At 71.8% G+C, this 8,202-nt stretch carries 7 protein-coding genes and 1 pseudogene; 7 read left to right on the forward strand and 1 reads right to left on the reverse strand.

Features of this window, described 5'->3' with window-relative positions; genetic code table 11:
- Nucleotides 1-739 (forward strand): annotated as a pseudogene (locus tag ACLEQD_RS31490) (hypothetical protein); the annotation flags it as partial.
- 13 nt (nucleotides 740-752) lie between these two features.
- Here the strand turns inward: ACLEQD_RS31490 and ACLEQD_RS31495 are convergent.
- Complete coding sequence (locus ACLEQD_RS31495) at nucleotides 753-1,622, reverse strand: hypothetical protein (RefSeq protein WP_410389202.1); 870 nt, start codon at nucleotides 1,620-1,622, stop codon at nucleotides 753-755.
- 60 nt (nucleotides 1,623-1,682) lie between these two features.
- Between ACLEQD_RS31495 and galU the strand changes: the two genes are divergently transcribed.
- The 6 genes from galU to ACLEQD_RS31525 all read left to right on the forward strand — a co-directional run.
- Nucleotides 1,683-2,588, forward strand: coding sequence for a UTP--glucose-1-phosphate uridylyltransferase GalU (gene galU / locus ACLEQD_RS31500; RefSeq protein WP_410389203.1), 906 nt, complete (start codon nucleotides 1,683-1,685; stop codon nucleotides 2,586-2,588).
- Entirely contained in the window at nucleotides 2,585-3,340 is a 756-nt protein-coding gene (locus tag ACLEQD_RS31505; RefSeq protein ID WP_410389204.1) for a hypothetical protein, read from the forward strand. Before galU ends, ACLEQD_RS31505 begins: the two co-directional genes overlap by 4 nt.
- Before the next feature lie 101 nt (nucleotides 3,341-3,441).
- Entirely contained in the window at nucleotides 3,442-4,050 is a 609-nt protein-coding gene (locus tag ACLEQD_RS31510) for a glutathione S-transferase family protein (protein ID WP_410389205.1), read from the forward strand.
- Between the two features lie 185 nt (nucleotides 4,051-4,235).
- On the forward strand, nucleotides 4,236-6,629 hold the full coding sequence (priA, locus tag ACLEQD_RS31515; protein ID WP_410389206.1) for a primosomal protein N': 2,394 nt from the start codon (nucleotides 4,236-4,238) through the stop codon (nucleotides 6,627-6,629).
- Nucleotides 6,630-6,645: 16 nt separating this feature from the next.
- Nucleotides 6,646-7,584 carry a two-component system response regulator gene (locus tag ACLEQD_RS31520; RefSeq protein WP_410389207.1) on the forward strand — a complete coding sequence of 313 codons (939 nt, stop codon included), beginning with the start codon at nucleotides 6,646-6,648 and terminating at the stop codon, nucleotides 7,582-7,584.
- Nucleotides 7,581-8,202 (forward strand): hypothetical protein (locus ACLEQD_RS31525; RefSeq protein WP_410389208.1); only part of this gene is annotated, 622 nt, incomplete at its 3' end. The genes ACLEQD_RS31520 and ACLEQD_RS31525, both read left to right, overlap by 4 nt.

Here is an 8,202-nt window from a genome sequence, read left to right on the forward strand (position 1 = left end):
CGCCGGCCTGCGCCACCCAGGCCTGCGCACCCCGTCCGGGGAGCTGCTCGCGTGCGTGGGCATCGCGCTGTGCCGGCTGTTCCCGTCACCCGCGCGCATCGCCAGCACCTCGGAGCCCCTGCGAGCGTCCGCGGGCCCGGGCGCCACCGCCATCCTGGACGCGCTGCACACCACCGCGCGCCTGCTGGGCGTGCCCCTGCCGGAGCTCGTCGCGGGCGACGACGACACCGCCAACATCACCCCGCTGCACACCTCCGCCCCGCGCCTCGTCGTGGGCCGGCTCCTCGTGCAGCAGCCCCCCACGAACGCCGAGCTGCGCTTCCACGCCGGCCGCGCGCTGTTCTCGCTGTCGCCTGACCTGCTCGCCCTGCGCGCCCTGCGCAAGGACCACCTGCTGCGCGCGCTCGCGCTCTTGTCCTCCGTCCTCAAGAACCCCAAGGACGCCGGCGACGACGCCCGCGTGGTGCGCGAGTCCCTGTCCCCCAGGGGCCTGGAGCGCGCCGCCCTCCTGATGGAGCCCGGCACCCGCGACTTCGACGCGAGCCTGCTGGTCGCCGCCGCGCGCGACTCCGCCAACCGCGCGGGGCTCGTCGCCTGCGGAGGCCCCGGGCCCGCGCTCACCGCGCTCCGGGCCCGCCGCCCCCATGACTCGGAGCTGGAGGAGCTGGTCCGCTTCGCCGCCTCCGAGCGCTACCTCGCCCTGCGGGACGCCGCCGAAGCGGGCCGCACGGGGCGCTGAGCCGCCGGACGCTTCAGTTCGCGAGGATGCGCAGCGTGAGCGCCAGCACGCGCCCGTTCAACCCGCCCAGGTCGTGCTGGTACGACAGGTCCACGCCGCCGCCGCCGGGCGACATGTAGCCCGTGCCCACCGTCAGGCGCGACACCTGCTGGAAGCCGTCGTACGTGTAGCCCGCGCGCAGGGGCACCGTCTGGTCGAGCACGTACTCCGCGCCGGTGTTGTACGTGAGCACCGCCGAGTCGCGCGTCTCGAAGTCCGCGCGCATGTCGAACGCCACCACCAGCGCCGGCCCCACGTAGGCCGTGTGCGCGGAGAAGTAGCGCGTCAGCTCCACGTTCTCCGTGTCGATGAGGTTGTGCCCCGACACGCCCAGCGTCAGCTGCTCGCCCAGCCGCACCAGGATGCCCGCGTCCATCGTGATGGAGTTGGCGAAGCGCGACTGGCCGTTCAGCCGCAGGTAGTGCCCCGACAGGCCGATGAGCAGCGACTGGCTCAGCGGCAGCGCCGCGCCCAGCGTGCTCAGGTTCGCGGACGTCCGTCCTCCGCCGCGCCCCAGCGACAGCCAGTGGTAGTCCACGCCCAGCGCCAGCCGGCCGCTGCTGGAGTCCGCCAGGCTGAGGCCCAGGTAGCCTTCCTTGTTGCGCGGGTCGGACGCGCCCGTGCCCTCGATGCGGTAGGCCGGGAACAGCGCCATCGCCGCGGGATTGCCCAGGAGTGCATCCGCACCCAGGCCCGTGGCCCGGAAGGCGCTGCCCATGCCCAGGGAGCGGGCGCTCGCGACGTTGCGCAGCTCCTCGGCGGGTTCGCTGGTGGCGGCCCGAGCGGCGAAGGGGACCACGGACAGCGTCAGGGACAGGACGGCAACGATGGCACGGAGCGGCATGGCGCTGGGGAATCTATCCGGCTTGCTGGGGTTCTGGGCCACCAATAGATTCCCCGCCCCATGTCCTCTCCCGACACGAAGGCCGCGAAGCTCATCCGCAAGTGCGTCATTCCCGCCGCTGGTCTGGGCACCCGTTTCCTCCCGGCCACCAAGGCCGTTCCCAAGGAGATGCTGCCCATCGTCGACACGCCCACCCTCCAGTACATCGTGGAGGAGGCCGTCGCCGCCGGCATCGAGGACGTGGTCGTCATCAACGGCCGCGGCAAGTCCGCCATCGAGGACCACTTCGACATCGGCTTCGAGCTGGAGACCACGATGCGCGCCCGCGGCAAGACGGCGGAAGCCGACAAGCTGCGCGCCATCGCGAACCTGGTCCGCATCATCAGCGTGCGCCAGAAGGAGCCGCTGGGCCTGGGCCACGCGGTGCTGTGCGCCAGGAGCGTCATCGGCCACGAGCCCTTCGGCGTCCTGCTGGGCGACGACATGATCGACTCGCCGGAGGAGCCCGGCATCGGCCAACTGGCGCGCATCTACCAGCAGCACCAGAAGGCCGTCATCGCGCTGATGGAGGTCCCCGACAGCGAGACGCACCTGTACGGCATCGCCGCCGGCAAGGACCTGGGCAACGGCGTCATTCAAATCGACCACGTGGTGGAGAAGCCCAAGAAGGGCACCGCGCCGTCGAACCTGGCGGTCATCGGGCGCTACGTGCTGCCCCCGTCCATCTTCCCCATCCTGGAGAACCAGACCACGGGCGTGGGCGGCGAAATCCAGCTCACGGACGGCCTGGCCACGCTCCAGAAGACCGAAGGTCTGCTGGGCTACAAGTTCCGGGGCCAGCGCTACGACGCCGGTGACAAGGTGGGTTACCTCAAGGCGAACATCGCCTATGCGCTCAAGCGCCCCGACCTGCGCGGAGGACTCCTGGAGTACCTGCGCGAGGTCGTCAAGACGGAGAAGCCGTGAAGCGTCTCATCGCCGTATCCGCCGTCCTCGTCTCCCTCGCCGCCGGCGCCTACGTGCTGCCCGGGGGCTCCATCCTCCGGCGCATGGCCACCGCGCGGGAGGAGAAGCGCCTGTCCGCCTTCCGCGTGGAGGGCTCCGTCATCTTCTCCTCCACGGGCGTGGCGGAAGCGGGGGCCGCCCTCAACGTCCCCACCGACCGCCCGGAGCTCCAGGGTGACGGCGTGCTGTCGGTGAAGATTCCGGGCCGCTGCCGCTTCGACGTGAGCTCGCCGGACAGCAGCGTCAAGGCCGCCACCGTGCAGGCCTCCGGCAGGAAGCGCGTGGAGGGCAAGGAGGTGCCCGCCATCTCCGTGCTCGTGGCCCAGGTGTGCGCCATCCTCGCGCAGGACGCGGGCAGCGTGCAGGACACCAAGCTCGCCCAGGAGGCCTACCTTCAGGGCTTGGGCGTCAACACGAAGGTCACGTCGCTCGCGCGCTTCGGCGGCGAGGTGGCCTACGTCCTGGGGGACCCCGCGGAGGGCAAGCCCCAGTTCTGGGTCTACAAGGACGCCTTCCGGCCCGCGCGCCTGCGCTACTCGGACGCGTCCGGGACGGCCTGGGACGTGCGCTTCGTGGACTACGCCTCGCCCTCCACCGGGGACTGGATGCCCCGCACGGTGGAGGTGTGGAAGGCGGGCCAGCGCGTGCTGCGCTTCACGGCCCTGAAGGCGGACAACCGCTCGGGCGTGCCGGACAAGCTCTTCACGCCGTAGCGCGTCACCCGAATCGCTTGCGATGGGCGGGACTCACGGTGAAAGTCCCGCCCGTTCCAGGACCGGGATTTTCCCGGCTCCGTGGCGCGGAGGCGATTCGCATGAAGCTCTATGGCAACCCGATGAGCACGTGTACCCGCAAGGTCCTCACCGTCCTGGCGGAGAAGGGCCGCGAGGTCGAGTTCATCAACATCGACCTGTCGAAGCACGAGCAGAAGACGCCCGCGCACCTGGCCCGCCAGCCCTTTGGCGTGGTGCCCGCGCTGGAGCTGGACGACGGCTTCATGATGTACGAGTCGCGCGCCATCAGCCGCTTCCTGGACCGCACCCTGCCGGGCACGTCGCTGACGCCCGCGGACCCCAAGGCCTACGCGCTGATGGAGCAGTTCATGGGCGTGGAGCAGTCCTACTTCTCCGGCCCGGCCATGAAGATCGTCATGGAGCGCTTCCGGGGCACCAACAACGAGCAGAACATCGCCCTGGGCCGCGAGGGCGTGAAGCGCCCGCTGGAGGTCATCGACGCGGCGCTGGCGAGCCGGCCGTTCCTCGCGGGCAATGACTTCACGCTCGCGGAGGTCGTCTGGGCGCCGTACATGGAGTACCTCTTCATGATGGGCGAGAAGGACCTCGTCGCCCCGTACAAGAACGTGATGGCCTGGTGGGACCGCGTGTCCAACCGCCCGTCCGTGAAGAAGGCGTTCGGCAAGTAGCCGCCCGCACGGCTCCCTGCTTTCCGAGCCGCTCGCCGTTACCCGGGCCTCTTCCGCACCCTGGTTTTCCAGGGACGGGAGGGGCCCTTCGTGCTTCCGGGGCCCGGGGATGTCAGACGCTCCGGGCACAGTGGATCCCGGGTGCAGGACGGGCGGGGTGGGGCACTGGCGGCAAGAGGGCGGTCATGGAGCAAGAGCACTTCGCGCTGGGTGGTTTTCCGCAGGGACCGGCAGAGCCCTCCTCTCGCGGTTCCATTCCCCTGCGGACGCGGCGTACGGAAGTGGGACGGGAACTGTCGCAGCGGGAGCACGCCGCTACAGTGCGCCCCGCCGTGAGCGCCACCCCTGCCCAACTTGCGTCCGTCGCCGTGGGCCGTCCCGTGCGCGGGGAGTTCACCTACCTGGTGCCGGAGGCGCTCGGGGACAAGCTCGCCCCCGGGCAGCGCGTGCTGGTGCCCTTCGGCCGGGGCATGGCGCTGGGCTTCTACCTGGGGCCCGCGAACGCGCCGGTGGAAGGCGGCGTGCGGCTCAAGCCCATCCAGCGCGTGCTGGAGGACTCGCCGTCCCTGCCCAAGGACCTCATCGCGCTCCTGCGCTTCACCGCCGAACACTACCGCTATCCGCTGGGGGAGGTGATTCGCGGCGCGCTGCCGCCGGGCCTCTCCACCGCGGTGGATGAGAAGGAAGCCAGGCCGGACATCCAGTTCTTCGTGGAGGCGCTCGTCACGGAGGTGCCGCCGCAGCTGGCCCGCGCTCCGGCGCAGGCCGCCGTGCTCCAGTACCTCCTGGCGGTGGGGGGACGCGCGCCGCTGGACGAGGTGACGCACGCCATCCCCGGCGCGCGCGAGACGCTGAAGAAGCTGGCGACGCGCAAGTTCGTGAAGTGGGTGGAGGTGACGCTGCAACCCGGCGTGCGCGAGGGGCTGGTGCAGAACCGCCCGGACCGCCTCACCCCGGAGCAGGCCCTGGCGGTGAAGGAGCTCCAGGGCGCCGTCGACGTGGGCGGCTTCCAGCCGTACCTCCTGCACGGCGTCACCGGCAGCGGCAAGACGGAGGTGTACCTGCGCGCGGTGGAGCACACGCTCGCGCGCGGCCTGGGCAGCCTGGTGCTGGTGCCCGAAATCGCGCTCACGCCGCAGCTGGTGGGGCGCTTCCGCAGCCGCTTCGGCGGCGACGTGGCGGTGCTGCACTCGGGGCTGAAGGACCGCGAGCGGCTGTTCCACTGGCAGGCCCTGCGCAAGGGCACGGTGAAGATCGCCGTGGGCGTGCGCTCGGCGGTGTTCGCGCCGGTGGAGCACCTGGGGCTCATCGTCGTGGACGAGGAGCATGACCCGTCCTTCAAGCAGGACGAGAAGCTGCGCTACCAGGCGCGCGACCTGGCCGTGGTGCGCGGCAAGCAGGCCGGCGCGGTGGTGGTGCTGGGCTCGGCCACGCCGTCCCTGGAGACGCTCCAGAACACGCGCTCCGGCCGCTACAAGCTCATCGAGCTGAAGAACCGCGTGGACGACCGGCCCATGCCCACCATCAACCTGGTGGACCTGCGCGTGGAGCGCCCGCGCGAGGGCCAGGTGACGGAAGAGGCGCCCATCCTGAGCCCGCAGATGCTCCAGGCCATGGAGGAGACGGTGGCCAAGGGGCAGCAGGTCATCCTGTTCCTCAACCGCCGCGGCCACAGCACCATCCTCCTGTGCGAGGTGTGCGGCCTGTCGCTCAAGTGCCACGACTGCGACGTGTGCATGACGCACCACCGCTCCCAGAACCGGGTGGTGTGCCATTACTGCGGCGTGGCGTTCCCGGTGCCGGACCGCTGCCGCGAGTGCACCGGCCCGCTGCTCAAGCTGGGCATCGGCACGGAGCGCGTGGAGGCGGAGGTCCTGGAGCGGATGCCGCACGCCCGCGTGGCGCGGCTGGACCGCGACTCCGCGACGAGCGCGGAGAAGCTGACGGAGCTGCTGGCCTCGTTCGCGCGGCGGGAGCTGGACGTGCTGGTGGGCACGCAGATGGTGGCCAAGGGGCACGACTTCCCGGGCGTGACGCTGGTGTGCGTGGTGATGGCGGACACGTCCCTGGCGATTCCCGATTTCCGAGCCGCCGAGCGGACCTTCCACCTGTTGACCCAGGTGGCGGGGCGCGCGGGGCGCGGGAAGGACCCGGGCCGGGTGCTGGTGCAGACCTACAACCCGGACGCGGAGCCGGTGAGGCGGATGCTGGCGCACGACTTCGACGGGTTCTCCAAGCAGGAGCTGGAGTGGCGCAAGGCGCTGGCCTATCCGCCCTTCGCGCGCATGGCGGCCGTCCGGCTGGAGGGCGAGCATCCCGAGCAGACGGCGGGGGTGGCGCGGTTCCTGGGGAACCTCGTCGGGCGGCACATGCCGCCGGCCTCGGCGGGGGTGCGCCTGCTGGGGCCCGCCCTGGCACCGATTGCCCGGATCCGGGGCAAGACGCGCTGGCAGCTGCTCCTGAAGGCGCCGACGCATGCGGCGCTCGCCCCATTGCTCGCCCGCCTGGAGGCGGCGTTGCCGGATGTGCCCAACGGGGTGAAGGTCGTCATCGACGTGGATCCCGGGGCCATGCTGTAGACTCCCCGGCTCCCCCATGGGCGCCTCGGTCCTCCTCGTACACGACGACATCGCCACCATCGCCGCCGTCCGGCGACTGCTGTCCCGCGAAGGGCACGAGGTCATCCTCGCCACCTCCGCCGCGGACGCGCTCATCGCCTTCGGGCATCATCTGCCGGAGCTCATCGTGCTCGCGCCGGGCGTGGAGAGCGGCCGCGGGCGCGTGGTGCTGGAGGAGCTGGTGCAGCACCCGGAGGGCCACAAGGCCCGGGTGCTGCTCTTGAGTGAGGCCATCGAGGGCTTCAGCGCGCCGGTGGCGCCGCTGCCCCTGGACGGCCCCAGCTTCGTGACGCTGGTGGACACGTTGATCCGCGCGCCGGCGGAGGCGGACGGCTGGCGCGTGGTGGAGAACCGGACGCTCCAGGAGCCGGCGAAGGGGAGCGGCCCGGGCTCGGACGAGGCGTGGCACGCGACGGCGCCGCACGCGGTGGGAGGAGACCCCGCGCTGGCCAACGCGCTGTTCGGGGACCTGGCGCCGCTGAACCAGACGGACTGGGAAGTGGCGGCGATGACGCGCGAGGAGCGCAGCGCGCACGCCGTACACCAGCAGCGCGAGCGCAGCACCCACCTGGCGATGAACGCCGCGCTGGAAGAGGCGCACCTGGAGGTGGAGTCGGAGGCGATGGCGTCCATCGACTCGGCGCTCTCGGTGGGCACGAAGTCGGAGTGGGCGGCGGGGGAGGGGGACTCCGGAGAGGCGTGGGGCGAGCAGGATCCGGACGCGAACATCGGCGACGAGTGGGACGCGGAGCGCCGAACGCGGCCGGGGCGGCCGAGGGCCGTTCGCTGGAAGCGCGCACCACGCTGCGCTTCCCGTTCCCGAACGAGGAGGGGGCCGGCGAGGAAGGGACGCCGCCGGAGGGGCAGCTCGCCTTCCGTGAGGAGCGGCTCACCCCGCCGGGGCTCAAGCCGGTGAAGGCCGCGCCGAAGCTGGGGGACGAGGGCTTCTTCGACGTCGAGTCGGACGAGGACGGTGGGGCCGCGAAGGCCGCGGAGCCGGAGGGCTCGGCGCCGCTGGCCTGGAAGGAGCTGGAGCCGGATCCGGAGCTGGAGGCGCGTCCTTCTCAGGGCGGCGTGGAGGACTCCGACGAGACGGACTTCGGTTCGGTCGCGGCCGACGTGGCGGCGGAGGAGCGGGCGGCCGCCGCGGCGGCTGCGTCGGAAGAGGCCGCGCCTTCCGCGGAGCCGACCGAGGAGGAGCTGGCGGCGGCGGGCCTGTCGAACTGGGACGTGCTGGAGCAGGAGCTCAAGGCCTCCGCGGAGGCGCGCGAGCGGGACGACGAGTCCTCCGAAACCGACGCGAAGCCGGTGGGCTCGGACTGGTTCGACTCCGAGACCGTCGAGGACGCGAAGGACGAGGGTTCCAAGCCGCTCCATTGGTCGGATCCGGCGGGCGGTGACGCGGCACGTGCGAGCGGTGACGGCGCGCGTCCGGGGGATGCCGCGAAGGCGTCACGCGATGGCGGAACCCCGGACAGCGAGGCGCCCCGTGCGACGACCGAGCGGCCCTGCGTGTCGCGGCCCGAGTCCGCTC

This window comes from Corallococcus sp. 4LFB (genome assembly GCF_046520365.1).
GTDB classification, from domain to species: Bacteria; Myxococcota; Myxococcia; order Myxococcales; family Myxococcaceae; genus Corallococcus; species Corallococcus caeni.

Bases quoted from the DNA above. Each gene is read 5' to 3' on its own strand.
- ACLEQD_RS31510 (WP_410389205.1), top strand. From the start codon at position 3,442: ATGAAGCTCTATGGCAACCCGATGAGCACGTGTACCCGCAAGGTCCTC.
- galU (WP_410389203.1), top strand. From the start codon at position 1,683: ATGTCCTCTCCCGACACGAAGGCCGCGAAGCTCATCCGCAAGTGCGTC.
- priA (WP_410389206.1), top strand. From the start codon at position 4,236: ATGGAGCAAGAGCACTTCGCGCTGGGTGGTTTTCCGCAGGGACCGGCA.
- ACLEQD_RS31495 (WP_410389202.1), bottom strand. From the start codon at position 1,622: ATGCCGCTCCGTGCCATCGTTGCCGTCCTGTCCCTGACGCTGTCCGTG.
- ACLEQD_RS31520 (WP_410389207.1), top strand. From the start codon at position 6,646: ATGGGCGCCTCGGTCCTCCTCGTACACGACGACATCGCCACCATCGCC.